At 69.2% G+C, this 23,808-nt stretch carries 29 protein-coding genes, 1 tRNA gene and 1 pseudogene; 19 read left to right on the top strand and 12 right to left on the bottom strand.

The window, feature by feature from the left end:
- Window positions 1-30: 30 nt before the first annotated feature.
- Window positions 31-765 carry an SGNH/GDSL hydrolase family protein gene (locus AWQ68_RS02725; protein ID WP_169808836.1) on the top strand — a complete coding sequence of 245 codons (735 nt, stop codon included), beginning with the start codon at window positions 31-33 and terminating at the stop codon, window positions 763-765.
- 66 nt (window positions 766-831) lie between these two features.
- On the opposite strand, the gene AWQ68_RS02720 is transcribed toward AWQ68_RS02725, so the two are convergent.
- The 5 genes from AWQ68_RS02720 to AWQ68_RS02700 all read right to left on the bottom strand — a co-directional run bounded on the left by AWQ68_RS02720 (window position 832) and on the right by AWQ68_RS02700 (window position 3,528).
- Window positions 832-1,173: a DUF2516 family protein gene (locus AWQ68_RS02720; protein WP_066933875.1), complete on the bottom strand. Its 342-nt coding sequence runs from the start codon at window positions 1,171-1,173 to the stop codon at window positions 832-834.
- Between the two features lie 142 nt (window positions 1,174-1,315).
- The gene (locus tag AWQ68_RS02715; protein WP_066933872.1) at window positions 1,316-1,747 is read right to left on the bottom strand and encodes a hypothetical protein; all 432 of its coding nucleotides are present in this window, start codon (window positions 1,745-1,747) and stop codon (window positions 1,316-1,318) included.
- A 3-nt stretch (window positions 1,748-1,750) separates the two neighbouring features.
- Window positions 1,751-2,191, bottom strand: coding sequence for a helix-turn-helix domain-containing protein (locus AWQ68_RS02710; RefSeq protein ID WP_066933870.1), 441 nt, complete (start codon window positions 2,189-2,191; stop codon window positions 1,751-1,753).
- Between the two features lie 69 nt (window positions 2,192-2,260).
- Window positions 2,261-3,175 carry a M56 family metallopeptidase gene (locus AWQ68_RS02705; protein WP_066933866.1) on the bottom strand — a complete coding sequence of 305 codons (915 nt, stop codon included), beginning with the start codon at window positions 3,173-3,175 and terminating at the stop codon, window positions 2,261-2,263.
- Window positions 3,172-3,528 (bottom strand): BlaI/MecI/CopY family transcriptional regulator, encoded by a 357-nt coding sequence (locus tag AWQ68_RS02700; protein WP_281217583.1) that lies wholly within the window; start codon window positions 3,526-3,528, stop codon window positions 3,172-3,174. Before AWQ68_RS02700 ends, AWQ68_RS02705 begins: the two co-directional genes overlap by 4 nt.
- A gap of 51 nt (window positions 3,529-3,579) precedes the next feature.
- Here AWQ68_RS02700 and AWQ68_RS02695 point away from each other — a divergent pair, with 51 nt between their 5' ends.
- Entirely contained in the window at window positions 3,580-4,095 is a 516-nt protein-coding gene (locus AWQ68_RS02695) for an O-acetyl-ADP-ribose deacetylase (protein ID WP_066933860.1), read from the top strand.
- Window positions 4,096-4,168: 73 nt separating this feature from the next.
- Here the strand turns inward: AWQ68_RS02695 and AWQ68_RS02690 are convergent, their stop codons facing one another.
- Both AWQ68_RS02690 and AWQ68_RS02685 read right to left on the bottom strand, forming a co-directional pair.
- Complete coding sequence (locus tag AWQ68_RS02690) at window positions 4,169-4,957, bottom strand: class I SAM-dependent methyltransferase (RefSeq protein WP_157544787.1); 789 nt, start codon at window positions 4,955-4,957, stop codon at window positions 4,169-4,171.
- Between the two features lie 71 nt (window positions 4,958-5,028).
- On the bottom strand, window positions 5,029-5,766 hold the full coding sequence (locus tag AWQ68_RS02685; RefSeq protein ID WP_066933854.1) for an SDR family NAD(P)-dependent oxidoreductase: 738 nt from the start codon (window positions 5,764-5,766) through the stop codon (window positions 5,029-5,031).
- A gap of 161 nt (window positions 5,767-5,927) precedes the next feature.
- Between AWQ68_RS02685 and mshA the strand changes: the two genes are divergently transcribed.
- The 3 genes from mshA (at window position 5,928) to AWQ68_RS02670 (ending at window position 8,568) form a co-directional block, all read left to right on the top strand.
- Window positions 5,928-7,211 carry a D-inositol-3-phosphate glycosyltransferase gene (mshA, locus tag AWQ68_RS02680; RefSeq protein WP_084463576.1) on the top strand — a complete coding sequence of 428 codons (1,284 nt, stop codon included), beginning with the start codon at window positions 5,928-5,930 and terminating at the stop codon, window positions 7,209-7,211.
- A 90-nt stretch (window positions 7,212-7,301) separates the two neighbouring features.
- Window positions 7,302-7,799: a type III secretion system chaperone family protein gene (locus AWQ68_RS02675; RefSeq protein WP_066933851.1), complete on the top strand. Its 498-nt coding sequence runs from the start codon at window positions 7,302-7,304 to the stop codon at window positions 7,797-7,799.
- Window positions 7,800-7,824: 25 nt separating this feature from the next.
- Window positions 7,825-8,568 (top strand): phosphoglyceromutase, encoded by a 744-nt coding sequence (locus tag AWQ68_RS02670; RefSeq protein WP_066933848.1) that lies wholly within the window; start codon window positions 7,825-7,827, stop codon window positions 8,566-8,568.
- Between the two features lie 91 nt (window positions 8,569-8,659).
- Here AWQ68_RS02670 and phoU read toward each other — a convergent pair whose 3' ends face one another.
- Window positions 8,660-9,307: a phosphate signaling complex protein PhoU gene (phoU, locus tag AWQ68_RS02665; RefSeq protein WP_066934277.1), complete on the bottom strand. Its 648-nt coding sequence runs from the start codon at window positions 9,305-9,307 to the stop codon at window positions 8,660-8,662.
- Between the two features lie 155 nt (window positions 9,308-9,462).
- On the opposite strand from phoU, the gene AWQ68_RS02660 reads away from it, so the two are divergent.
- Window positions 9,463-10,602, top strand: a complete 1,140-nt coding sequence (locus tag AWQ68_RS02660; RefSeq protein ID WP_066934275.1) for a sensor histidine kinase — start codon at window positions 9,463-9,465, stop codon at window positions 10,600-10,602.
- Window positions 10,599-11,288 carry a response regulator gene (locus tag AWQ68_RS02655; RefSeq protein ID WP_066933844.1) on the top strand — a complete coding sequence of 230 codons (690 nt, stop codon included), beginning with the start codon at window positions 10,599-10,601 and terminating at the stop codon, window positions 11,286-11,288. Before AWQ68_RS02660 ends, AWQ68_RS02655 begins: the two co-directional genes overlap by 4 nt.
- Window positions 11,289-11,393: 105 nt before the next feature.
- Here AWQ68_RS02655 and AWQ68_RS02650 read toward each other — a convergent pair whose 3' ends face one another.
- The gene (locus AWQ68_RS02650) at window positions 11,394-12,062 is read right to left on the bottom strand and encodes a copper chaperone PCu(A)C (protein ID WP_066933841.1); all 669 of its coding nucleotides are present in this window, start codon (window positions 12,060-12,062) and stop codon (window positions 11,394-11,396) included.
- Between the two features lie 256 nt (window positions 12,063-12,318).
- On the opposite strand from AWQ68_RS02650, the gene AWQ68_RS02645 reads away from it, so the two are divergent.
- The 4 genes from AWQ68_RS02645 (at window position 12,319) to AWQ68_RS02630 (ending at window position 14,126) form a co-directional block, all read left to right on the top strand.
- Window positions 12,319-12,801, top strand: coding sequence for a CarD family transcriptional regulator (locus AWQ68_RS02645; protein WP_030510364.1), 483 nt, complete (start codon window positions 12,319-12,321; stop codon window positions 12,799-12,801).
- Window positions 12,802-12,818: 17 nt separating this feature from the next.
- Window positions 12,819-13,274: a 2-C-methyl-D-erythritol 2,4-cyclodiphosphate synthase gene (ispF, locus tag AWQ68_RS02640; protein ID WP_066933838.1), complete on the top strand. Its 456-nt coding sequence runs from the start codon at window positions 12,819-12,821 to the stop codon at window positions 13,272-13,274.
- A gap of 232 nt (window positions 13,275-13,506) precedes the next feature.
- A complete protein-coding gene (locus AWQ68_RS02635; RefSeq protein WP_066933835.1) occupies window positions 13,507-13,770 on the top strand; it encodes a GlsB/YeaQ/YmgE family stress response membrane protein in 264 nt (87 codons plus the stop codon).
- Between the two features lie 86 nt (window positions 13,771-13,856).
- Window positions 13,857-14,126, top strand: a complete 270-nt coding sequence (locus AWQ68_RS02630; RefSeq protein WP_066933832.1) for a GlsB/YeaQ/YmgE family stress response membrane protein — start codon at window positions 13,857-13,859, stop codon at window positions 14,124-14,126.
- A 135-nt stretch (window positions 14,127-14,261) separates the two neighbouring features.
- On the opposite strand, the gene AWQ68_RS02625 is transcribed toward AWQ68_RS02630, so the two are convergent.
- Entirely contained in the window at window positions 14,262-15,386 is a 1,125-nt protein-coding gene (locus AWQ68_RS02625) for a DUF2637 domain-containing protein (protein WP_084463575.1), read from the bottom strand.
- A 114-nt stretch (window positions 15,387-15,500) separates the two neighbouring features.
- Here AWQ68_RS02625 and AWQ68_RS02620 point away from each other — a divergent pair, with 114 nt between their 5' ends.
- From AWQ68_RS02620 to AWQ68_RS46040, 5 genes are all read left to right on the top strand, one after another.
- Window positions 15,501-15,866, top strand: coding sequence for a PPOX class F420-dependent oxidoreductase (locus AWQ68_RS02620; protein ID WP_245655711.1), 366 nt, complete (start codon window positions 15,501-15,503; stop codon window positions 15,864-15,866).
- A 120-nt stretch (window positions 15,867-15,986) separates the two neighbouring features.
- A complete protein-coding gene (gene cysS, locus AWQ68_RS02615) occupies window positions 15,987-17,381 on the top strand; it encodes a cysteine--tRNA ligase (RefSeq protein ID WP_066933822.1) in 1,395 nt (464 codons plus the stop codon).
- Window positions 17,382-17,403: 22 nt separating this feature from the next.
- Window positions 17,404-18,360 (top strand): 23S rRNA (guanosine(2251)-2'-O)-methyltransferase RlmB, encoded by a 957-nt coding sequence (gene rlmB / locus AWQ68_RS02610; RefSeq protein WP_066933819.1) that lies wholly within the window; start codon window positions 17,404-17,406, stop codon window positions 18,358-18,360.
- Window positions 18,361-18,410: 50 nt separating this feature from the next.
- Window positions 18,411-18,483 (top strand) — tRNA-Thr (locus AWQ68_RS02605).
- Window positions 18,484-18,486: 3 nt separating this feature from the next.
- Window positions 18,487-18,777: a DUF2283 domain-containing protein gene (locus tag AWQ68_RS46040; RefSeq protein ID WP_084463574.1), complete on the top strand. Its 291-nt coding sequence runs from the start codon at window positions 18,487-18,489 to the stop codon at window positions 18,775-18,777.
- On the opposite strand, the pseudogene AWQ68_RS44580 reads toward AWQ68_RS46040, so the two are convergent.
- A pseudogene (locus AWQ68_RS44580) lies at window positions 18,735-19,690 on the bottom strand (ISL3 family transposase); the annotation flags it as partial. The gene AWQ68_RS46040 and the pseudogene AWQ68_RS44580 overlap by 43 nt on opposite strands.
- 259 nt (window positions 19,691-19,949) lie before the next feature.
- Between AWQ68_RS44580 and AWQ68_RS02595 the strand changes: the two are divergent.
- Together AWQ68_RS02595 and AWQ68_RS02590 are read left to right on the top strand one after the other, a co-directional pair.
- Window positions 19,950-20,219: a hypothetical protein gene (locus tag AWQ68_RS02595; RefSeq protein WP_066933816.1), complete on the top strand. Its 270-nt coding sequence runs from the start codon at window positions 19,950-19,952 to the stop codon at window positions 20,217-20,219.
- A gap of 1 nt (window position 20,220) precedes the next feature.
- Entirely contained in the window at window positions 20,221-21,273 is a 1,053-nt protein-coding gene (locus AWQ68_RS02590) for an NADP-dependent oxidoreductase (RefSeq protein WP_066933813.1), read from the top strand.
- Window positions 21,274-21,607: 334 nt separating this feature from the next.
- On the opposite strand, the gene AWQ68_RS02585 is transcribed toward AWQ68_RS02590, so the two are convergent.
- Window positions 21,608-22,453 (bottom strand): S1 family peptidase, encoded by an 846-nt coding sequence (locus tag AWQ68_RS02585; protein WP_174554069.1) that lies wholly within the window; start codon window positions 22,451-22,453, stop codon window positions 21,608-21,610.
- Between the two features lie 594 nt (window positions 22,454-23,047).
- Here AWQ68_RS02585 and AWQ68_RS02580 point away from each other — a divergent pair.
- Window positions 23,048-23,602: a carboxymuconolactone decarboxylase family protein gene (locus tag AWQ68_RS02580; protein ID WP_066933810.1), complete on the top strand. Its 555-nt coding sequence runs from the start codon at window positions 23,048-23,050 to the stop codon at window positions 23,600-23,602.
- The last annotated feature ends 206 nt before the right edge of the window (window positions 23,603-23,808 follow it).

The raw sequence follows: 23,808 nt of genomic DNA, 5'->3' as shown, positions 1-23,808 counted from the left end.
CAGGACGTCACGAGACCCACCCGAGGTGCCATGCGCGAGCACAGGAAAGCCCGGCGTTCCCTGACGGTCTGCGCCGCCGTCCTGGTGGCCGCCTGTCCCTTGCTCACGGGATGCGCCGAAGCGGTGAGCCAGGCCGCGCAGAGTGCTGCCGCGCCGGAGGGAAGGCCGCCGGTGGTGATGTTCCTCGGCGACAGCTTCACGGTCGGCTCGGGGCCGGTCGCCGAGTGGGACACCTACGCGGCCGACACGGCGAAGACCCTGGGCTGGCAGCTCGTCACGGCCGGCGGCTCGGGCACCGGCTACGTCGCGACGGGACGGGTGGGCCGCACGTTCGAGCAGTCCTTCGACCGGCAGCTCTCCTGGCGGCCGGCGCCGGACCTGGTCGTGGTCTCCGGAGGGCACAACGACCGGCGGGCGCGGCCCTCGACGGTCCGCGCGGCGGCGCTCCGCCTGGTGACGCGGGTCAGGGAGCGGTGGCCGGTGACGAGGATCGTGCTCGTGGGGCCCATCTGGATCGACACCGCGCCCCGGTCGGCGTACCGCACCAGGGACGCCGTCGCGAGCGCGGCCTGGCTGGCCGGTGTGCCCTTCCTCGACCCGCTCACCCAGCGGTGGATCGCGGACGACCGGGCCAGGGTGCTGCTGTCCGACGGCGTCCACCCCACCCTGTACGGCCATCTGCGGCTGGCGCGCTGGCTGGCGGCGACCCTGCGGGCGCGCGGCCTCTCCGGCGGCGAGGCGGCTCCCGCGGCCATCCCGGGCTGAGCGGACGCGCCAGTCAATCTGACCGCGTCGAACACCGTCTGGCTGCGCAGGATCGGCCCGGTCAGATCACCAGGGGCCGTACGGGCCCTGGTTGCCGCCGCCACGGTACTGGCTGACCGCGGGCTTCACGTCGGCGAGATACACGCCGGACGCGATGACGGCGAGGATGGTGAGCAGGCCCGGCATTCCCATCCCCATGCCCATGTAGTTGACCGCGGGCGCGAAGGTGAACAGCGTCGCCAGCCCCAGGATGATCAGCCACAGCTGCTTGGTCAGCTTGCCCGCCGCCGCGAACGCGCGCGCCGGCATCCGGATCGCGTGGATCAGCGCCCAGAGCGACAGGATGAAGGCCCCGATGGAGAGCAGCCAGAAGATCAGGGTGAGGAAGTTGTTGACGGGGCCGAACATGGACTCTCCCAGGCGGTCACGGTCTCTGTCGCCCCCAGACTAGTGCGGCCGGGGCGCGCCCGGGCTCGCCGTCCGGGTGCGGATCACGGACGCGGCGCGGGCCCGCCCCGGCCGAACCGGTGCGGGCCCGCATGGTGGCGTGTCACGCCTTGGACGTGGTGCGCGCACGGCCCGGCTTGCGCGCGCCCGCGGCCGACGGCTCCGCCGACTTGGAGACCTCCTCCAGCTCCAGCGCGGCCTCGCCGCTCACCTTGCTGACGATCCGGCGGCCGCGCACGGCCAGCTCGTCGTAGAGCTCGTTGAACCGGGCGGCGGCGGTGTCGGCGTACTCGCGGGCCTTGTTCGGGAAGTCCCTGGCGACGGCCTCGGCCTTGCCCTGGACGGTCGTGGCGTACTCGCGGGCGCGGACGGGGATGTCCTTCGCGGTCTCGCGCAGCTCGCCCCGGCGGGCCTGCAGCTTCTGGATCTGCTCGGGCAGCTCGCGCAGCTTCTCGACGGCGTAGTCGCCGGCGCCCGCGACCGCGTAGAACGGCTTGGACTCGGTGATCTTCTTGACCTCAGTGGTGAGAGCCATCGGTTAACCTTCCTTGGAATCCGGTGTGGCGGTGTTCTCCGTACGAACCGCGTCACCAGGCGGGGGCTCAGCCGGTCGCGACGGCTGGGCCTCCGGATTCCCGGCGCGGTTCTCCTTGCGGAACGACTCGTAAATGTCGATCAACACCTGGCGCTGCCGCTCGGTGATGGTGACATCGGCCCGGATCGCGGCCAGCACGTCGCTGTCCGGCTCGCGGTCCTCGATCAGGCCGGCCTGCACGTACAGCGCCTTCGCGGAGATGTGCAGACCCTTGGCGATCTGGTTGAGGATCTCCGCGCTCGGCTTGCGCAGACCGCGCTCGACCTGGCTCAGATAGGGATTCGAGACCCCCGCCTGCGCGGCGAGCTGGCGCAAGGAGATCTTCGCCTGCTGCCGCTGCTCGCGGATGTACTCGCCGATCGAGCCGACCTTGGGTAGTTCCATACCCCCCAGTCTGCACACGAACTGCTTGCAATTGCAAACTCGATGGCAAACACCTGCAAGCGCGCAGGATCAGGCGGGCAGCAGCCAGAGCAGCGGAGCCGAGACGGCCAGGACCGCGGACGCGACCAGGATGCCGTACCTGACGTGCGCCGGAAGGTCGATGTCGGGCTTGATGAGCCGGTTGACGCGGGCCATCACGTTCTGGCCCGACGTGGCGCCCAGCGCGCCGTGCGGCGTCGGGACGGCGGTGGCGGCGCCGAACCGCAGCAGGGCGGTGGCGAGCCGCTTCGGCGAGCAGAAGCGGCGGGCGCGGTCGTCCGCGGCCATCTCGATCAGCAGCGCCACGGACTCCTGGGCGTCCCGCACCACGGCCGACCAGGGCAGCGCCCGGAGCAGCGCGCCGAACGGCAGCAGCACCAGGTCGTGCCGCTCGCGCGCGTGCGCGAGCTCGTGCGCGAGCATCGCGTCCAGCTCGTCCTGCGAGAGCAGGTCGAGCGTGCCCGCGCTGATCACGACCTCGGACTTCAGCCCCGGCAGGCAGTACGCCGCCGCGCCCGGGTGGTCGACCACGCGGACGCCGGGGACGGCGGGCTCGTCCCGCGCGATCAGCTTGAGCAGCATGCGGTGGCGGCGCCGGGCGCGCAGCGTCTGGGCGCCGGCCGCGACGAGCACGGCCACGAGGACCGTGAGAAGGGTGAACCCGCTGAGCAGCGCGCACAGCCTGATCACGTCGTGCGGCTCGCGCACGTCGAACTCGGCGCTGGTCAGCAGGATGGAGAGCCCGTGCACGACCCCGGCGCCGTAAGGGGACAGGGCGTACGCGAAGAGGGCCCCGGTGGTGGCGAGTCCCCAGGTGACGCCGAGGGACTGCCACAGGAGGATGGCCGTGCGAGGGGCACGCCAGGGCCAGCGCGCGGAGGTCAGACGCCAGGCGCCGACCGCGCATGCCAGGGCGAGAACCGCCAGGACAGCCGCCGCGATCACTGCTCCTCCAGCTCCATGAGGGCTCTTCGCAGGATCTCGGCCTCGGACCCGGAGACGGCCTGGGCGAAGCGCGTCAGCGCCGCGCTGCGGTCTCCGGTCAGGTCCAGGGCTTCGAGCATGAGCTCGGTGACGTAGGCGTCCCGGCTCTCGGCGGGCTCGTAGCGCCAGGCGCGCCCGTCCCGGGTGCGGTTGAGGAACCCCTTGCGGGAAAGACGGTCCAGTACGGTCATCACGGTCGTGGGCGCCAGGTCGCGGTCCTGGATCAGACGGCCGACCTCGCGTGCTGTCAGGGGAGCGCTCTGCGCCCAGAGGATGTCCATGATGCTACGTTCAAGATCGCCAAGTCCTTTCACGCCAACAAGCCTACCCGGGGTAGTACTACGTGCCGTAGAGGGGCGCATGTCATGAAGCTCACGCTGGTGCAGGGCGACATCACCGAGCAGGCGGTGGACGCGATCGTCAACGCGGCCAACTCCTCGCTGCTCGGCGGCGGTGGGGTGGACGGCGCGATCCACCGGAAGGGCGGCCCCGAGATCCTGGCGGAGTGCCGGGCGCTGCGCGCGTCCCGGTACGGCGACGGCCTCCCGGCGGGCGAGGCCGTCGCGACCACGGCGGGGCGGCTGCCCGCCCGATGGGTGATCCACACTGTGGGCCCGGTGTTTTCGCGAAGCGAGGACCGATCTCACCTGCTGGCCTCCTGCTACCGGGAGTCGCTCAAGGTCGCCGACGCGCTCGGCGCGGCGACGGTCGCGTTCCCCGCCGTCTCCACCGGTGTCTACCGCTGGCCGATGGACGACGCCGCCCGGATCTCCGTCACCACGGTGCTGCGATCTGAGTCGAACGTCCGCGAGGCGCGTTTCGTGCTGTTTGACTTCGCAGCATATGAGATCTTCGACCGGGTACTGCGAGAAATCGGGTGACACGCCGGGAAACCACCCGCTGAATTTGCCGTTCCATACGCCCCGCTTGGCATACCGCGCAGGGCCGGCGTTCTCAGGCGACCGCGGACCAGGGGAGGGTCAGCTCGCCCAGGCGCCAGCGGGACGGCCCGCCGAGCGGAGGCGCGACGGCCACCGGCCAGTCCCGCGTCAGCAACTCCGCCGTCCTGATCCAGCGCTGGCGGGCGCCGTACGGCGCGAAGGGCGCGCAGCTCGCCCAGGCGCGGTCCCAGTCGCGCAGGAAGTCGTGGACCGGCTCGCCGGGGACGTTCCGGTGGATGAGCGTCTTGGGCAGCCGCTCGGCCAGATCCGAGGGGCGCTCGAACCCGGCGAACCGCGCGGCGAACGTCAGCGTGCGCGGCCCCTCGGCCCCGAGCGCGGCCCACACCGCGCGGTGGCCGACCTCGGAGCAGGTGCCCTCGACGATCACGCCGTCCGGGGCGATCCGCGAGCGCAGCAGGTCCCAGTACGCCCAGGCCTCGGCCTCGGCGTACTGCCTGAGCACGTTGAAGGCCCGCACGACCAGCGGGGGGCGCGGCACCGGCAGCTCGAAGCCGCCCCTGACGAAGGCGAGCCCCTCCCGCTCGTACGGCAGGGCCGCCGCCACGCGCGCCGGATCGATCTCGACGCCCACGACCTCGACCCGCGGGCACACCGCGCGCAGCCGCAGGAACAGCTCCAGGGTGGTGGCGTGCGAGGCGCCGTAGCCGAGGTCGACGACGAGCGGCGTCCCGGCGGCCCTGTGCAGCAGCGGAGCGTGGACGGCGGCGATCCAGCGGTCGGACCGGCGCAGACGGTTGTGCCCGGTGGTGCCACGGGTGATCTCGCCGACAGGTTTGCGCACACCAGACCGTATATCGGGCCGGGCACCCGTACGCGTGTCAGACGCCATGCGGGCGCTCGCCGAGCCGCACGTCAGACCCGGTGGACCTTGTGCTGGGCGGCCTGGGCGCGCGGCCGGATCACCAGGCGGTCGATGTTCACGTGCGCGGGGCGGGTGACCGCGAAGGCGATCACGTCGGCCACGTCGTCGGCGGTGAGCGGGCCGGGCACGCCCTCGTAGACCTTGGCGGCCTTCTCCGTGTCGCCCCGGAACCGCGTGAGCGAGAACTCCTCGGTCTGCACCATGCCGGGCGCGATCTCGACGACGCGGACCGGCTCGCCGCACAGCTCCAGCCGCAGCGTCTCGGTCATCGACGTCTGGGCGTGCTTGGCCGCGCAGTATCCGCCGCCGCCCTCGTACGAGACCAGACCGGCGACCGACGTGAGCATGACCAGCACGCCGTCCCCGGACGCGATCAGCTTGGGCAGCAGGGCGCGCGTCATGCGCAGCGCGCCGAGCACGTTGACGTCGTACATGCGCTGCCAGTCGTCCACGAGGGCCGAGGCCACCGGTTCGAGGCCGAACGCGCCGCCCGCGTTGTTGACCAGGACGTCGCACCGCTCCAGCTCGGCGGCGAAGGCGTCGACGGACTCCTGTGAGGTGACGTCGAGCGTCGCCGGGCGGATGCCGGGCACCTCGGCGGCCAGCGCGTCGAGCCGCTCGCGCCGCCGGGCCGCGGCCACGACGTCGAAGCCCTCCGCCGCGAGCCGCCGTGCCGTCGCCGCCCCGATGCCGCTGCTGGCTCCGGTCACCACCGCCGTCTTCGCCATTACTTTGCTCCAAACAGATTTCAACCTCGGCTGCTCGCCCCGGGCTGCGGACCACGGGCCGGGTTCACATCTTTCCAGGAGCTCTGCAAGGCTGCGGAACCGCGTGATTCGGGAATCTTGCCGGGTTTCTTGCGGTTACTAGCCTTCTGGAGGTGGTTCGGGTGGCGCTGAGTCGGCGTCGGGTCAACCGGGTGGCGACCATCAGCATGCACACGTCGCCGCTGGACCAGCCCGGCACGGGCGACGCCGGCGGCATGAACGTGTATGTCGTCGAGGTTGCGAAACGGCTGGCGGCCCTCGGCGTCGAGGTCGAGATCTTCACCCGGCAGACGGCCAGGGATCTGCCGCCGACCGCCGAGATCTCGCCCGGCGTCTCCGTACGGCACGTCACCGCCGGGCCGTACGAGGAGCTGGACCGGGCCGACCTGCCCGCCCAGCTTTGCGGCTTCCTGTCCGGCGTTCTGCGCACCGAGGCGATGTACGACCCCGGCCGCTACGACGTCATCCACTCGCATTACTGGCTTTCCGGTCAGGTGGGCTGGCTCGCCAAGGAGCGCTGGGGCATCCCGCTCGTCCACACCATGCACACCATGGCCAAGGTGAAGAACCTGCTGCTCGCCGAGGGCGATCGGCCCGAGCCCGCCGCGCGCGTGCTCGGAGAGGAGCAGGTCGTCGGCGTGGCCGACCGCCTGGTGGCCAACACCGCCGACGAGGCGCGCGAGCTGATCGAGCTCTACGACGCGCCCGATGAGCGGGTGGCCGTCGTCAACCCCGGCGTGAACCTGACCGTCTTCCAGCCCGCGTCCAAGGGGGCGGCCCGGCGCCGCCTCGGCCTCCCGCAGAACGCCCACGTGCTGCTCTTCGTGGGCCGGATCCAGCCGCTGAAGGGGCCCGACGTGCTCATGAAGGCGGTCGCCCGGATGCTGGAGCGGGATCCGTCCCTGCGCTCCCGGCTCGTCGTGGCCTTCGTGGGCGGCCCCAGCGGCAACGGCCTGGCCCGTCCGTCCCTGCTCACCGAGCTGTCCGCGGAGCTCGGCATCACCGACGTCGTACGGCTCGCGCCGCCCGCGCCGCAGCGCGAGCTGGCCGACTGGTACCGGGCGGCGGACGTGACCGTCGTCCCCTCCCACAACGAGTCCTTCGGGCTGGTCGCCCTGGAGTCCCAGGCGTGCGGCACCCCCGTCGTCGCCGCCTCCGTGGGCGGCCTGCGCACCGCCGTCAAGGACGGCGCGTCCGGCATCCTCGTGGACGGGCACGACCCCAACGAGTGGGCGGTGGCACTGCACGGCCTCCTCGGCCGGCCCGCCTGGCTCGAATACCTCTCCGGCAACGCCGTACGGCACGCGGCGGCCTTCGGCTGGTCGGCCACGGCCGCCCGGCTCGTGGACGTGTACGCGGGGGCGATGGCCCGGCTGCCCCGCGTCCCGGTCGCCGTCAACTCCTGAGCTCTAGTCTGGGAAAAAACCGGCGGTTCCGAAGTTCGCGCTTCGGACGGCGGGGCAGGGGAGCACGGCCCCGCCCGGCGAGGAGGAGACATGAGTGATCTGGAAGGCGTGATCGAGGACGCGCTGAAGGCCGCCGACCTCGCCTACGAGCTGCCGCGCCCAGGGGCGTTCCTGGTCAGGCTGCCCGGACAGCACAAGCTCGCCACCATGACCTGGCTCGTCCTCGGCGACCAGGCGCTCAACGTGGAGGCGTTCTTCTGCCGGCAGCCGGACGAGAACCACGCCGAGTTCTACCGATGGCTGCTGACCAAGAACGGCTCCATGTATGGCGTCCACTTCGCGCTCGACGCCGAGGGCGACGTCTACCTCGTCGGCCGGGTGCCCTTCGACGCGGTGACCGAGACCGAGATCGACCGCGTGCTCGGCTGCGTGCTCACCTACTCCGACGAATCCTTCGACCGGGCGCTCGAACTCGGGTTCGCCTCCTCCATCCGCAAGGAGTGGGAGTGGCGGGTCAAGCGGGGCGAGTCCCTCGTCAACCTGCAGGCTTTCGCCCGGTTCGCCGATCCGGCGAGGAACCCCGCATAAGCCGTACGGACTAAGCTTTCTGCTTATGGCGACTTTGGTGCTGCTTCGGCATGGCGAGAGCGAGTGGAACGTCAAGGGCCTGTTCACCGGGTGGGTGGATGTCACGCTCTCCCCGACGGGCGAGGATGAGGCGCGGCGCGGCGGGCAGCTCCTGCTCGACGCCGGCGTCCGCCCCGATGTGGTGCACACCTCGCTCCTGACCCGGGCGATCAGGACGGCCAACCTGGCGCTGGAGGTGGCCGACCTGCTGTGGCTGCCCGTCCACCGCTCCTGGCGGCTGAACGAGCGCCACTACGGCGCGCTCCAGGGCAAGGACAAGGCCCAGACCCGCGCGGAGTTCGGCGACGAGCAGTTCATGCTGTGGCGCCGCTCCTACGACACCCCGCCGCCGCCGATCGCCGACGGCGACGAGTACTCGCAGGTCGGAGACCCGCGGTACGCCCTGCTCCCGCCGGAGCTCATGCCGAGGACCGAGTGCCTCAAGGACGTCGTCGACCGGATGCTGCCGTACTGGTACGACCACATCGTGCCGGACCTCGCCGCGAACCGGACCGTCCTGGTCGTCGCGCACGGCAACTCGCTGCGCGCCCTGGTCAAGCACCTCGACGGCATCGACGACGCGTCGATCGCCAAGCTCAACATCCCGACGGGCATCCCGCTGCGCTACGAGCTGGACGCGAACTTCCGCCCGCTGAACCCGGGCGGCGACTACCTCGACCCGCACGCCGCCGCGGCCGCCATCGAGGCCGTGGCCAACCAGGGCCGCTGACACCCCCGACCAGGGACGGACGCGAGACGGCGCGGCAGGGGAGGCTCCCCGCCGCGCCGTCGGTATTTCACCGGTCGCCCGGCGCCGGACCTCAGTCCGGGTACCGCGAGCCGGTGACGAGGTAGACGACGTCGCGCGCCACGCTGACGGCGTGGTCGGCGTACCGCTCGTAGTAACGGCCGACGAGGGTGATGTCGATCGCCGCCTCGATGCCGTGCGACCACCCCTTGTCCAGCAGCACCCGGAAGAGCCGGCGGTGCAGCCGGTCCATGGCGTCGTCGTCGCTCTCCAGCTCCTTGGCCATCTCGACGTCGCGCGAGACGATGCAGCTGCCGGTCTTGACGATCAGGCGTTCGGCGATCGCGCCCATCTCCACGAAGGTGTCGCGCAGCTCGGCCGGGATCGCCGACTCCGGGTGACGCATCCGCGCCACCTTCGCGATGTGCTCGGCGTGGTCGCCCATGCGTTCCAGGTTGGAGGCCATGCGCAGCGCGGTGATCACGGTGCGCAGGTCGACGGCCACCGGCTGCTGGGTGGCCATCACCTCGTAGATGGACGTCTCGATCTCGGCGTAGAGGCGGTTGACCTCCTCGTCCCGGGAGATCACGTTCTCCGCGAGCTGGAGATCGGCGTCCAGCAGTGCGGTGGTGCTCCGCGAAACGGCGGAGCGGACGAGCCGGGTCATCTCCACCAGGCGGTCGGTAAGGGCTTCCAGCTCATCGTGGTAGGCGTCGCGCATGCCGATCACGCTACGCGGCGTTCCGTGAACGAACTTCGACCGTCAGATGAACTTTTCCGGAAAAGCCATGGTCACGCGCCAAATGGGAGGATATCCCCTTGGAAGCGCCGCCTACATTGGGAACCGTGAACGAGTTGCTGGCCAGCCTGGCGGCGATGGCGGGGTTCATCCTGGGGGCCGTCGTCATGCTGGCGATCAGCCGCCAGTCCGAGCACGAGCAGCGCCCCGAAGTGCCCGACGACATGCTGTCGTCCGGCGTGGCCTCGGTCCTCGCGGTGCTCCCCTCGTCGGCGGTGGTACTGGACCGGGACGACAGGGTGCTGCGCGCGAGCTCCGCGGCGCGCGCCTTCGGCCTGGTGCGCGGTGAGTCCCTCATGGCCGCCGAACTGCTCGCCCTGGCGCGGAAGGTCCGCAGGGACGGCGAGATCCGCGAGAGCGAGATCGAGACCGCGGGGCGCAGGTTCGGCCAGGAGTCGACCACCTTCGCCGTACGAGTGGCCCCGCTCGGCTCGCACGGGCAGGTGCTCGTCCTGGCCGAGGACCAGACCGAGAGCCGCCGGGTCGAGGCGGTCAGGCGCGACTTCGTGGCCAACGTCAGCCACGAGCTCAAGACGCCGGTCGGCGCGCTGAGCCTGCTCGCCGAGACCATCCAGGACGCGGCCGACGACCCCGAGGCGGTGACCCGCTTCGCCGGCCGCATGCAGCACGAGGCGGCGCGGCTGACGTACCTGGTTCAGGACCTGATCACCCTCTCCCGGATCCAGGGCGCCGACCCCATCCCGACGCCGGGCGCGGTGTCCGTCGACGACGTCGTCCACGAGGCGATCGACCGCTGCAACACCAAGGCGTCGGCCAAGAGCATCACGCTCGTCGCGGGCGGCCGCGAGGGTCTGCGCACCTGGGGCGACGAGGACCTGCTGGTCACCGCCCTGCACAACCTCATCGACAACGCCGTGGCCTACAGCCCCGAGCAGACCCGGGTCGTGGTCAGCGTCCGGCCCGTGGGCGACTCGGTCGAGGTGAGCGTCAGCGACCAGGGCATCGGCATCCCCGAGTTCGCCCAGGAGCGCATCTTCGAGCGCTTCTTCCGGGTGGACACCGCCCGGTCGCGGGCGACGGGGGGCACCGGCCTCGGGCTCGCCATCGTCAAGCACGTCGCCGCCGCCCACGGCGGCGAGGTCACGGTCTGGAGCAAGGAAGGCTCCGGATCCACCTTCACCCTCCGCCTTCCCGCGTACGGGAGCACGGCGGGGGCGCCAGCAAGCACAACGACCCCCATGGAGGCCGCGAAGTGACCCGGGTACTCGTCGTCGAGGACGAGGAGTCGTTCTCGGACGCCCTCTCCTACATGCTCCGTAAGGAAGGCTTCGAGGTGGCCGTGGCGGCCAGCGGGCCTGAGGCGCTGGACGCCTTCGACCGCAACGGCGCGGACCTCGTCCTGCTCGACCTGATGCTTCCCGGCCTGCCGGGTACGGAGGTGTGCCGTATTCTCCGGCAGCGCTCCAAGGTCCCCGTCATCATGCTGACCGCCAAGGACAGCGAGATCGACAAGGTGGTGGGCCTCGAACTGGGCGCGGACGACTACGTCACCAAGCCCTTCTCCTCGCGGGAGCTGGTGGCCCGCATCCGCGCCGTGCTCCGCCGACAGGGCGACGTGGAGGAGCTGGAGTCCGCCGTCCTCGCGGTCGGCCCGGTCCGGATGGACGTCGACCGGCACGTCGTCGCCGTGCGCGGCGAGCACGTGCAGCTCCCGCTCAAGGAGTTCGAGCTTCTCGAGGTGCTGCTGCGCAACGCCGGACGGGTCCTCACCCGGGGCCAGCTCATCGACCGGGTCTGGGGCGCGGACTATGTGGGCGACACCAAGACGCTGGACGTTCACGTCAAGCGGCTGCGCGCCAAGGTCGAGTCCGATCCCTCCAACCCGCGCTGCATCCTCACCGTGCGCGGCCTGGGCTACAAGTTCGACCCCGTGGACGCCTGACCCGCTGCTGAGAGGCCGGAAAACCCCTTGTCCCCGCACGGCCGTGCCGTACAGGGACAAGGGGTTCGTCGTCTGTCCGCGAGCTCCGGGACAGCGGGCGTGGGATCAGCCCGTGGTGGTCGTCTCGGTGCCGGTCGTGGTGTCGGTGCCGGTCGTGGTGTCGGTTCCGGTGGCTCCGGTGTCGGTGCCCGTGGTCCCGGTGTCCGTTCCGGTGGTGTCCGTCGCCGGCGGCTGCGAGTTGTCCGAGGCCGGCGGCAGCGTCGCGAACTCGCGGCTGCGCGGGATGACCGGGACGTTCATCGTGACGTCGCCCGCGTTCTTGAACTTGAGCGTCAGCTTCACGGTCTCGCCGCCGAGCAGCCGCTGCTTGAGCCCCTCGACGGTGGTGTTCGAGGACTTCGTCAGCGTGTCGGGCGTGAGCTGGAACGCGTTGGGGATCCGCACGGACGTCGCCTGCTCGGCGTCGGGGACGATCGCGGTGAGGGCGTCGGCGCCGGGGTTGGTGTTCACCATGGTGAGGTACAGCGGTGCGGAGCCGCCTGCAGCGATCTGGGCGCCGACCTCGGGGCCCAGGATGAAGGCCTGGCTGATCTTGACGCCCTTGTGGCCGTACTCGCTGTCCACGCCGGTGCCGCTGATGTGGACGCCCGCCTCGGTCGGTGCGTACGGAACGTTGACGTTGGCGTCGAACCCGGCGCCGCACGCGGCCAACGCAGGGGCGACGGCGAGGAGCGCGGCAACGGCGATCGCTCTGCGGCGGCTGGTGCTGCTCACGGTTCGAATCTCCTTGATATACACGTTTTTGAGCAGCAAACACCATATCCGCGTCACGCCGTGGTCACGGACGCGGCCTCCTGCTAAGGGGGCCGGTTTTGCAGGTCATCCGGTATGTCCCGCTTTGCCATTCACAGAGTCGACTGCTTGTCAAGTCCTAAAATGAGGGCTTGACCTGCAGTTATGCTCATTTCACTGTTCCGAGAGCCTGGCGGCGCGTGGTACTCTGGAGTACAGCGGAAGGGGTACTTGTCACATGACTTTCCAGGTCGGCGACACTGTCGTCTACCCCCACCATGGGGCTGCTCGGATCGAGGCCATCACGACCCGAACCATCAAGGGTGAGGAAAAGACCTACCTGGTGCTGAAGGTCGACAAAGGCGACCTCACCGTCCAGGTGCCAGCCGAAAACGCCGAACTCGTCGGTGTGCGTGATGTCGTCGGCCAGGAAGGCCTTGAGCGCGTCTTCGACGTGCTTCGCATGCCGCACACGGAGGAGCCCACGAACTGGTCCCGCCGCTACAAGGCCAACCTGGAGAAGCTGGCGTCCGGTGACGTCAACAAGGTGGCCGAGGTCGTCCGCGACCTGTGGCGACGCGACAAGGAGCGCGGGCTCTCCGCCGGTGAGAAGCGGATGCTTGCGAAGGCACGGCAGATCCTGGTCAGTGAGCTGGCGCTGGCGGAGAAGACCAACGAGGACAAGGCCGAGGCACTGCTGGACGAGGTGCTGAACTCCTGAACACGAGATCTCCAAGGGTGGGCATCGGTGTCGATGTCCACCCTTTCGCATCCGGCCGTCCGCTCCACCTCGCCGGGCTGCACTGGCCAGGGGAGACCGGCCTCGCCGGGCATTCCGACGGGGACGCCGCAGCGCACGCGTGCTGTGACGCCATCCTCTCGGCTGCGGGCCTCGGCGATCTCGGCGGCCTCTTCGGCACCGCCGACCCCCGCTGGGCCGGAGCCTCGGGCGCTGCCCTGCTGGAGGAGGCGGCCCGCCAGGTGAGGGCCGCCGGCTTCCAGATCGGCAACGTGGCGGTCCAGGTCATCGGCAACCGGCCCAAGCTCGCGCCGCGCCGTACGGAGGCGGAGAAGGCTCTGGGGGCCGCTGTGGGGGCTCCGGTGAGCGTCAGCGCCACCACGACGGACGGGCTGGGGCTCACCGGACGCGGTGAGGGTGTCGCGGCCATCGCGACCGCGATCGTCTTCGGCTGAGGCGTACAGGCCGGCCCTGTGCCGGCCCAGCCCGGCAACCGTCCTGACAGAAGGGGCAACCCCCATCCAAGGGGGCATGCAAACCTGCATCAGGGCGAGGGCGTCCTATTCAGCACGGGGGCGGCGATCCGGAATCCAGGCGCGGAAAGGGTCGCCGCCCCATTTTCGATGATTCGTCAGCAAGCCGGGTAAAACCCCCTCGAACGTGCGTCACTTCGACGGGGGGCTGGCAATGATCGGAGCGGTCGTCGGTGCCATCATCATCGGCATCATCATCGGGGCGCTCGCGCGGCTGATACTTCCGGGCCGCCAGAACATCAGCATCGGGCTCACGATCATCGTCGGCATCGTGGCCGCACTGATCGGCTCGCTGATCGCGGATGTCCTCGGCGTCGCGAACACCCGGGGCATCGACTGGACGGAACACCTCATCCAATTGCTCCTCGCCATCGTCGGCGTGTACGCGGTCACCCGGCTGAGGGGGCGCAAAGAGTAAATGGCGCCAAGGTAAAGGAATATCTCGGAGCGGATGGGTAGTGATCTCCCTTGACGGTGAAGAGTCACCCTCAAGGGAGGTCGATTATGACCATCGAATCCATTCTCGGGGCCATTGTGATCGGAGCGGTGATCGGTGCACTGGGGCGCCTGTTCCTCCCCGGCAGGCAGCCGATCGGCTGGATCCTCACCATCGTCGTCGGAATCGTGGCGGCCCTCATCGGCACCGCCATCGCCCAGGTCCTCGGCGTCGAGACCACACCGGGCATCGACTGGATCGAGCTGATCATGCAGGTCGTGCTCGCCGTCATCGGTGTCGGCATCGTCGCCGGCATCCGAGGTCGAAGCCGAGTCTGAGCCGTCTCCGCGTCAGAGCCGCCCCGGGGGAGGCGCCGCCGACGCCCCTCGCGCGCGGCCGTCCCTCGGCAGCAGTAGGCCCGCCCGGCCCCTCCTACGGGGCCGGGCGGGCCTACTCGTGTCTTCAGGCGCCGGTCACTCCGGCGGGAGCGGGGTGCTGCGCATGTGGCGGGAGGGCGGATCCGCGGGCATCGGCTCGTCTCCGGCCTCCCCTGCCGTGCCGTACGGGCGCCCGGCCTGCCGGGTTTCCTCTTCGTCGGCGGCGTCGGAGTCGTGGGCCGGGTCGGGGACGTCGGAGATCACGCGGAGCGGCTGGGTGTCGACATCCGCCTCCGCGGCCCGCGCCTCGTCGTGAGCGTCCTGAGCCGCCTGCTCGGGCTGCTCGGGCTCCTCGGGGGTCTCCTCCGGCGTGGTGAGCGGGAGCGGGTGGACGAGGACGTCGCCGGCGTGCGGCCGGACGAGGTCGCCCCAACGGAGGGGCCGGTTGGGTCGGTCGCCCGCCGGCTCCGCCTCCGCGGCGTCCTGGGCGGCCGGCTCGTCATGGTGGGAGGCCGCGGAGGGCTCCTGCCGTACGGGCGCGTCCGTCTCGGGCGTCTGGCCGGTCGCCGGAGCGGCCGGCGGCTCGGCGGGCTCCTGCCGTGCGGGCTCGGGGGCGGTCGGCTCCGGCTGCGGCGTGGGAGGCTCCGGGGCGTGCGCGGCCGCGGGCGTCTCGACCGTATGCGGCCGGTCGTCGCCCGCGAAGGGGACGATCTCGGCGGCGTCCGTCGCCGAGTCGCGTTCGGACCAGTACGCCTGAGCCTGCTTGGCGAGGAGCAGCAGCAGCCAGAGCCCGATGCTCAACATGACCCAGGGGAGCAGCGCCACGACGATGGCGGCCTGCCTCGGGTCGGGGGTCGCGCCCGTGGAGGTCGCCGCGGTCGCCGTCGCGGCGGCGGCCATCAGCAGGGTCAGGATGAACCCGGCCTGCACGCGCAGGATCGGCCGGCCGGTGCGGACCAGCGGGACGCTGATCAGCGCGACGGCCAGCAGCGCGTCGAAGGCGGCCGGATAGAAGTACACGAAACGCGGCTCCGCCTGACCGGCCAGCGCCAGAGCGCGCATGTCGTCGAAGGAGAGCACGCAGGCCGCCGTGGCCAGCAGGGCGACAGCGAGCGCCGCGATGGCGACGGCCACGCGGCGGAGCGCGAGCGGAAGCCCGGGGGAAGGGGAACCGGGCGGGCGGGAGGCCGTGCCTGCCGCCGTGGGGGGAGAGGCATCCATGGCGTTTCGAGCCTACAGAATGGGAGCACTCTCGCTGATCTCGGGCGACAAGTAACCTGATCGGCATATCACACATAAGGATGATGACCGGAGGACGCGATGTTGCCTGACGGCGTGCGCGAGCTTTTCGACGGAAAGAACTTCGCGACGGTTGTGAGTCTCAACCCCGATGGAGCACCGCAGGCGTCGGTCGTCTGGGTCAGCACCGGCGGCGACGACATCCTCTTCTCCACGGTCAAGGGCCGTCGCAAGCACCGGAACTTCGAGCGCGACCCGCGGGTCACGATCGTGGTGATCGACCCGGCGAACCCGTACAGGTACGTCGAGGTCAGAGGCATGGTGGAGATGGAGGACGACCCGTCGGGCGCGTTGATCGAGGAGCTGTCCCTCAAGTACGCCGGAAGGTCCTGGGAGGAGCCGCACCCGGACAGCGAGCGGGTGATCGTCCACATAAAGCCGCAAAAGGTATATCTCCGCTGAGCGTTTTCCCGGGTCGTGTCCGGTGCCATGTGTTGCGAGGGGGACACCGGTTCACTCTGATGGGCCACACCGTCCCGTAAGTAGGCCTGTGGTGCGGCGTGAGGCATTAGCCTTGCCTTCGTGAGCCTGAACCTCTACGACACCAGCACGCGTACGGTCCGCGATTTCGTACCGGTCGAGCCCGGCCGGGTCTCGATGTATTTGTGTGGTGCGACCGTCCAGGCTCCGCCGCACATCGGTCACATCCGGTCGGGCCTCAACTTCGACGTGCTCCGGCGGTGGCTGACCCGTCAGGGCTACGACGTCACGCTCTGCCGCAACGTCACGGACCTCGACGACAAGATCATCCGAGTGGCCGCCGAGGAAGGCGTCCCCTGGTTCGTCGTGGCCGAGCGCAATCAGCGCGCCTTCACCTGGGCGTACGACCAGCTCGGATGCCTGCCGCCGACCGTCGAGCCGCGCGCCATGGGCCACGTCCCCGAGATGGTCGACCTGATGCGCCGGCTCATCGACAAGGGGCACGCCTACGCCTCGGGCGGCGATGTCTACTTCGACGTGGTGTCCTACGCCGACCGGTACGGCAAGCTCTCCAACCAGAAGCTGGAGAACATGCGGGCGGCGGGGGACACCGACACCGACTCGCTCAAGCGCGACGCGCGCGACTTCGCCCTGTGGAAGGGCGCCAAGCCGGGCGAGCCGACGTGGCCCACGCCGTGGGGACGCGGGCGGCCGGGCTGGCACCTGGAGTGCTCGGCGATGGCGACGAAGTACCTCGGCGGCACGTTCGACATCCACGGCGGCGGCGTCGACCTGATCTTCCCGCACCACGAGAACGAGATCGCCCAGTCGCAGGCCGCGGGCGACGGCTTCGCCCGCTACTGGCTGCACAACGGCATGCTCAAGCTCGGCGGCGAGAAGATGAGCAAGTCGCTGGGCAACTCGCTGCTCATCCCGGACATGCTGCGCAAGGTTCGGGCGGTCGAGCTGCGGTACTACCTGGTCGCGGCGCACTACCGCTCGGAGATCGACTACTCCGAGGAGGCGTTGCTGGAGGCGGCCGCCGGATACCGGCGCATCGAAGGCTTCGTCACCCGGGCCGCCGAGGTGATCCACGACGTGGACGCCGTGGCCCCGCTGCCCCAGGCGTTCGCGGACGCGATGAACGACGACCTCAATGTCCCGCAGGCGCTCGCTGTGATCCACGAGGTCGTACGCGAGGGCAACGTCGCGCTGGCCCAGGGCAACAAGGAGCAGGTCGCGCGGCTGCTGGCCGAGACGCAGAACATGCTCGACGTGCTCGGCCTCGACCCGCGGTCCGAGCAGTGGCGCAGCACCGGGGACTCCGGGCTGCGCGAGGTGGTGGATGCCCTGGTCGCGGTCGCTCTGGAGCAGCGCCAGGCGGCGCGGGCCCGCAAGGACTACGCCGCGGCCGACGCCATCCGCGAGCAGCTCGCCGCCGCCGGTGTGGTGGTCGAGGACACCCCCCAGGGGCCGCGCTGGGAGTTGGCACGCTAGCGGTGCCCCTACCCTAGAGACCATGGCGGGAAAGGCTTCAGGGAAGCCCTCACGGAGGCAGGGGTCCACCAGGGGAACCGGCGGCAAGGGCCGCAGTTCGCTCGCGGGCAGGGGTGCGACGCCTCCTGCCCACATGCGCCACTGGTTCAAGGACAAGGCGCGTGCCGAGCGGATAGAGCGCGAGGCCGCCGGCGTGGCGCGACCCGCTCGCGCGCAGTCCAAGGCGCGCCGCGAGGACGCGCCGGAGGTCATCGGCGGCCGTAACCCGGTCGTCGAGGCGCTGCGGGCAGGCGTGCCCGCGAACGCCCTCTACGTCGCCCAGCGCATCGAGAGCGACGACCGCGTCCGCGAGGCCATCAAGATCGCCGCTGGCCGCGGCATCGCGCTGCTGGAGGTCTCGCGCGAGAAGCTCGACCGACTGACCGAGGGCAACGTCCACCAGGGGATCGGGCTGCAGATCCCGCCGTACGAATACGCCCACCCGTCCGACCTGGTGGAGCGGGCGCAGGACGCCGCCGAGGTGCCGCTGATCGTCGCCCTCGACGGGGTGACCGACCCGCGTAACCTCGGCGCCATCGCTCGGTCCGCCACCGCGTTCGGGGCGCACGGCCTGCTCGTGCCGTCACGCCGTTCCGCCGGTGTCACGGCCGGGGCGTGGAAGACGTCGGCGGGCACGCTGGCCAACCTGCCCGTCGCCCGCGCGGCCAACCTCACCCAGACGCTCCAGGCGTACCGCGAGAGCGGCCTGTTCGTCATCGGCCTGGACGGCGGGGCGACCGTCGACGTCGGAGACGTCGATCTGGTGACCGAGCCGCTGGTCGTGGTCGTCGGCTCCGAGGGCAAGGGGCTGTCCCGCCTGGTCCGCGAGTCGTGTGACCAGGTCGTACGCATCCCCATGAACGCCGCCGCCGAGTCGCTCAACGCGGGCGTCGCGGCAGGCATCGCCCTCTACGAGGTCGCCCGCCGTCGTCGTCGGTAGAAACGTCGGTGACGGTACGGCCTCCAGCCCACTAAACTCGTGGGCGGCACGCCGCCTTAGCTCAATCGGCAGAGCATCTGTCTTGTAAACAGAAGGTCTGGGGTTCGATTCCCCAAGGCGGCTCGGATGTGGAAGGCCCCTGACCAGCGGGTTCGCGGTCAGGGGCCTTGTCTTTGTCCGGACAAATCTGGGATCTTGCTAACACCCCTGCTAACAGGAGACCGGATGTCCTTGGAAGAGCACCCCGGCACGTGGACGTACGATCCTCAAGCCGGAGCGGCCTACGTTTCCCTGCACGGCCCGATTCCGCCCGGTGGCGTGGCTGAAATGGTGACCGTGGACAGTCCGATGGTGAACCTGGACCTGGACGAGAACGGCAGGGTGATCGGTATCGAGATCCTCGCCACGTGGCCGTAGCGTTTGACCGTGTTGAGGGACAGGTTCAGCCGGCGGGCGCACTCCAGCAGGCCGACACCTTTGCCGAGCAGGTCGTGGACCTGTCGCCAGCGCTCGCGGGTGGTCTGGGCGCGTGTGCCGTCCCGCGGGGGCGGTCCGGCCTTGGCCCAGCAGGCGCTGTGGCCGGCGACTCCTTTGAGGACGGCCTCGTCGAAGTTGTGCCATAGGTGCCACCGGTCGGCCACCTGGACGGCGTCCGGCAGCGCGCGGCGGATCGCTTCGGCATAGGCGTCCGAGCCGTCCCGGCAGACGATCTGTACTCCGGGATGGGCGCGCAGCCAGGCCTCCAGGACATCGGCCGTGCGGCCGGGCAGGACGTCGATGCGCTCGCGGGTCTCGGCGTTGATCAGCACGGTGGCGTAGTGGCGGCGCCGACGCAGGGCGAAGTCGTCCACCCCCAGCACTCGGGCACCCGCCGCTTGGGCAGGGCCAGGCGCAGCAGGATGCGCAGGGCGGTATGCCGAGACAGCCGCACGGCCGGCGCGGACATGACTCGCTCACTGGCGCGTCCGGCCAGTTCACGGACCACCGCGCCGATCTGGGAGGCCATTCGGGGCGTGCGCCGCTGGTAGCGTTCCAGCACGCCGGGCAGTTGTTCCCGGAAGGTCTGGCGGCAGCCGCGCGTCGGGCAGACCAAACGTCGAATCCGCACCACCACCAGCACACGGCGTGCATCGACCGGGACATCGGCAACGCTCCGCTCGTGATAGCCGTGTACACGCGTCGTCTCAGTGCCGCAGCCCGGACAGGCGACCGGCCTGTCCGGGGTTCGCGCCCGCGCCTGGATCCACTCGCCCTCGTCTGCCACGTCCTTCACGACCAGTGGCGATAATCCGGAGAACACCACATTCACAAGCTTGTCGAGATCATGCACGGCTTACCGTTGCGTGCCGGGACGCTTCGTTACCACCGAATCTGCGACAGAGCCGAAAGAGAGAGACAGAGCCGTTGTTCTTACAGTCCCCGCGTCGGGCGGTCGCTGGCCGCGCTGCGGCTCTTCGGCCGGTCGCGACCAGCACCGCCCACGCGCTTTGACCCCTAGGCCGTGATCGCCAACACCGTGACGATGTCACTCCACGAGATGTAACCGGAAAACGCCTTGGAGATGTCGGGTGGCGTCGTAGTCTGACGCCATGAAGCCGAGCGACTTTCTGCTCTCTGCGCAGCAAGGCTTCCTGGGGACGCCGTTGGTGCGGCAGGTGTTGGACGTCGAACGGGTGACCGCGCTGCGGAGTGGCCCGCTGGAGGACGTGCCGGACCTGGAGGCTGCTCAGGTGATCATCTGCCTCGCACCCAGCGAACTGGAAGCTTTCGGTACTGGCGGCGCTGCGAACATATCCGAAATTACCGCGTCGAAGGCTGGCATCAACGCCGCACCGACGGCCGAGAATGTAGGTGTCTAGTATGAGTGGCGACCGCATCAACCGCATCAACCGGGCCTACCGCCTACGACGCCGACCCGTTGGGCAACTCACCGACGGTGACCTCGAACTGGTTGAAGAGCAGGTACCGGAGCTGGCCGACGGTCAGGCCTTGGTCCGCACCAAGCTTCTCTCGCTCGACCCAACCTCCCGCGTCTGGATGAGCGATATGCGTAGCTACGAACCTCCGGTCCCGATTGGCGCAGTGATGCGTGGCTTCGGCGTCGGCGAAGTAGTTGCATCCAGGCGCGAAGACATGCCGGTCGGGGCCACTGTCAGCGGCTTCACCGGTTGGCAGGAATTGGTCCTTGCCGACGACTCACAGCTGGAGGCGCCGCTTACTGTCCTGCCGACCCCACTGCCGGCACCCGAGTCGGCCTTTCTCGGCGTCCTCGGCCACACCGGCATCTCGGCCTATCTCGGGATCGACTTGGCCGAGTTGAAAGAGGGAGAGACAATCGTCATCTCTGCCGCCTGCGGTGCGGTCGGCTCGATTGCCGGTCAGATCGCAAGGCAGAAAGGGGCGGGACGGGTGATTGGCATTGCCGGCAGTCCCAGCAAGTGCCAACACGCCGTCAAGGTTCTCGGCTATGACGCCTGCATCGACCACCACGCCGCTGACTGGCGTGCACAGCTCGACGCCGCCACACCGGATGGGATCGATGTCGATTTCGAGAACGTTGGCGGGCCGGTCATGGATCACATTTTGATGCGGCTCAACATCGGTGCCCGGGTTTCCCTGTGCGGAATGATTTCCGAGTACAACAGCTATAACAAGGGCGGCGAACACACTGGAAGTCTCACCAACATAGTCCAGCTGATCATGCAGCGGGCGACGATCAAGGGCTTCCTTGTACTTGACTGGGCCCACCGCTTCGAAGAGGCGATCACATACCTCGCTGGGCTGCTCGGCGAAGGTAAGCTCCACTACGACGAGACAATCGTCGACGGCGGCATTGAAGCTGCCCCGCACGCTCTCCACCAGTTGTTCAGCGGCGCAAACCTGGGCAAGCTACTTGTGCGGGTAGCAGATTGAGACGTCGCTTGGGAGGCCTCTTTAAAGGGCTATGAAGTGCTCCGCTTCGGCGGGTAGGAGATAGTCGAGGCGTGGTCCGCTATCGAGAATATCAACCTCGGTAGCGGGTCGTATAGTTGTCCGCACCCCTGACCAGCGGGTTCGCGGTCAGGGGCCTTGTGCTTTCGTGGCTCATCCGGACTCTTCGGAGTGCCGGATAGTGCCCGGCAGCACCGCGGATCCCGACCTGGTGGCGGCGCTGCATTCCCGGTCCGAAAAAAGGTCCTTCCCATCTCTTCGCGGAGATGGGAAGGACCAGGCGTTGCCGTACGGACGCTTACAGAAGGTGTGGTTGTCAGGCGAAGTTAGCGAGCCACTTCTGCACGCCGGGGATCTCGACGCGCTGGTAGCCGCCGATGTAACGGCAGTTGTCCGTGTTGCCGTAGCTGGTCACGGTGACGATGTAGCCGTTGAGGAACCCGGGTCCGCCCGAGTCGCCGAAGCAGGTGCCGCCGGTGCCGTGTGTGTCATTGGGGTTGCCGTTGGCCTGGAGGATCTGGTCCGTGAGCTTCTGCCCCGGGGAGTCGGCGAAGCGGCGCAGCATTGGGTAGCTCATCGGCTGCGGCTTCTGCGGACCGCTGTCCGGCTTACGCACCTCGGTGCCGTACCCGACGAATGTGAAGATCGTCTTGTTGAGCAGCGGCTGCTGGTACTGGTCGAGGTAACGGGCGGGGGCGATCTTGGCTGGCGTGATTCCCGAGACCGGCTTGTCGAGGACGATCACGCCCACGTCGTTCCAGTTCTTCAGGTCCGTGAAGTCCGAGTAGTCGGGGTGGGTGTAGGCCGTGCCGGAGAGGTAGCCGGCATCGGCGAGCTCCTTGGCCGTGAACCCCTTGCTCGGGTCAGCCGCTGTGGGGAACGGCGAGGGCGGCTGCTCGGCGATGACCGAGGTGAAGGTCACGAGCGTCTTGCCGAGAGTGCCCTGGGTGCAGTGAGCCGCGGTGAGCACCAGAGTCGGCGAGATGAGGGTGGCCGTGCAGCGGAACCTGCCGTCCGGCTGGTAGAAGAGGATCAGGCCGACGTTGGGGTGCCTGTTGCCATCAGGTTCTCCGCCGGTGACCGCAGACGCCGGCACCGCCAGGGACAGCATGGCGACGAGGGCGACGACGGCAGCCAGTACGGCGTGTCGAATAGCTCGCATTGGGGGGAGAGTCCTTTCTGTTCTGGAGTTTTGTTCCATGACTCTCTATGCGATGTCAAGCACATGTTCGGGAACCGGCTACGAAAAGGGGCGCGAGTTGACGTGCGCTATTACCATTGCCTTTCCCCTGGAGGTGCGATCAGCGTCAGCCCGTCGGGGAACAGGCGGATGGTGCCGGCCAGGACGTCACGACCTCGCACCGTCGGGCGTACAGCGACGGGCGCGACACCGGCCACAGCAAGCTTTGCTTGGTCGAGACGTCGTTGATCATTCCTGGGCTGTGCAGCCGTACGCCATCATGAGCACCCCTCGGCCGCTGTCCGGGGATGTTCGCGGAATGGATTTTGGCGTGTTTCCCCAGGTGGGTGCGCACGGAGGGGCAGGGGCGGTGCTGTCCTACGGCGCAGCTGCGGCGGGCATGATCGGATCGAGGGACGATGAAGACTTCCAGGCGGTCACCCTGAGAGGTAGAGCTTGTGCGTCGACCAGACGAAGATCGTGAAAAACGAGGCCGCCGACATGCGTCTATTAACGAATGGTGAAGATTCGTGCCAGGGAGTGGACACGGCCTGTCTGAGGGAGATCATCTGAGGGATGGCATACATCCCCCTCAACAACGACTTCCCTGGCATCCTCGGTCTCATGATCTACCGGCCCGAGACGGCCGGTCCCCTCAACGAGCTCACCGAACTGCTGCTCGCCGGCGACAACACCCTGTCGCGTGGAGACCGTGAGCTCATCGCCGCTTACGTGTCGCGACTCAACAACTGCGACTTCTGCGGCACGATCCACGGCGTAATGGCCGCGAGGCAGCTTCCTGGTGGCGCTTCGCAGGTCGAGCAGGCCTGCACCAACCCGCATGCCGCGGATGTGACGCCCAAGATGCGGGCTTTGCTGGATATCGCGGCGCTCGTGCAGCAGAGCGGCCGGGCCGTGACCCAGAAGGCGGTCGACACGGCGCGGAACGCGGGCGCCACCGACACGGAGATCCACGACACGGTGTTGATCGCCGCCACGTTCTGCATGTTCAACAGGTACGTCGATGGTCTGGGCACGTTCGCGCCCCCGGCACGAACCGACTACGAACCGATTGCCGATGCGCTCCTTTCGCTCGGATACTCGAAGAACGTCGAGGCCATACAGGGCTGACCGGCCCCCTCATCCGTAACCGGCCTCATCGGGGCTGCCCTTGGAACGGCCCTGATGAGGTGCGGATCGCGACCGTGGAAACGCCGGCCGTCTGTTGTTCGGCACCCACCGGTCGGGGTCGGCCCCGAAATCGACGCTGTCCCAGACCAGCCGGAGCACTTCGCCTCGCCGTAGGCCGAGGGATCAGCACGTACGCGGCTTGGAGT

The organism is Microtetraspora fusca (assembly GCF_001570365.1).
GTDB lineage: Bacteria > Actinomycetota > Actinomycetes > Streptosporangiales > Streptosporangiaceae > Microtetraspora > Microtetraspora fusca.
The sequence above is the reverse complement of the archived record's forward strand: the minus strand, read 5'-3'. Positions and strand labels throughout refer to the sequence as shown.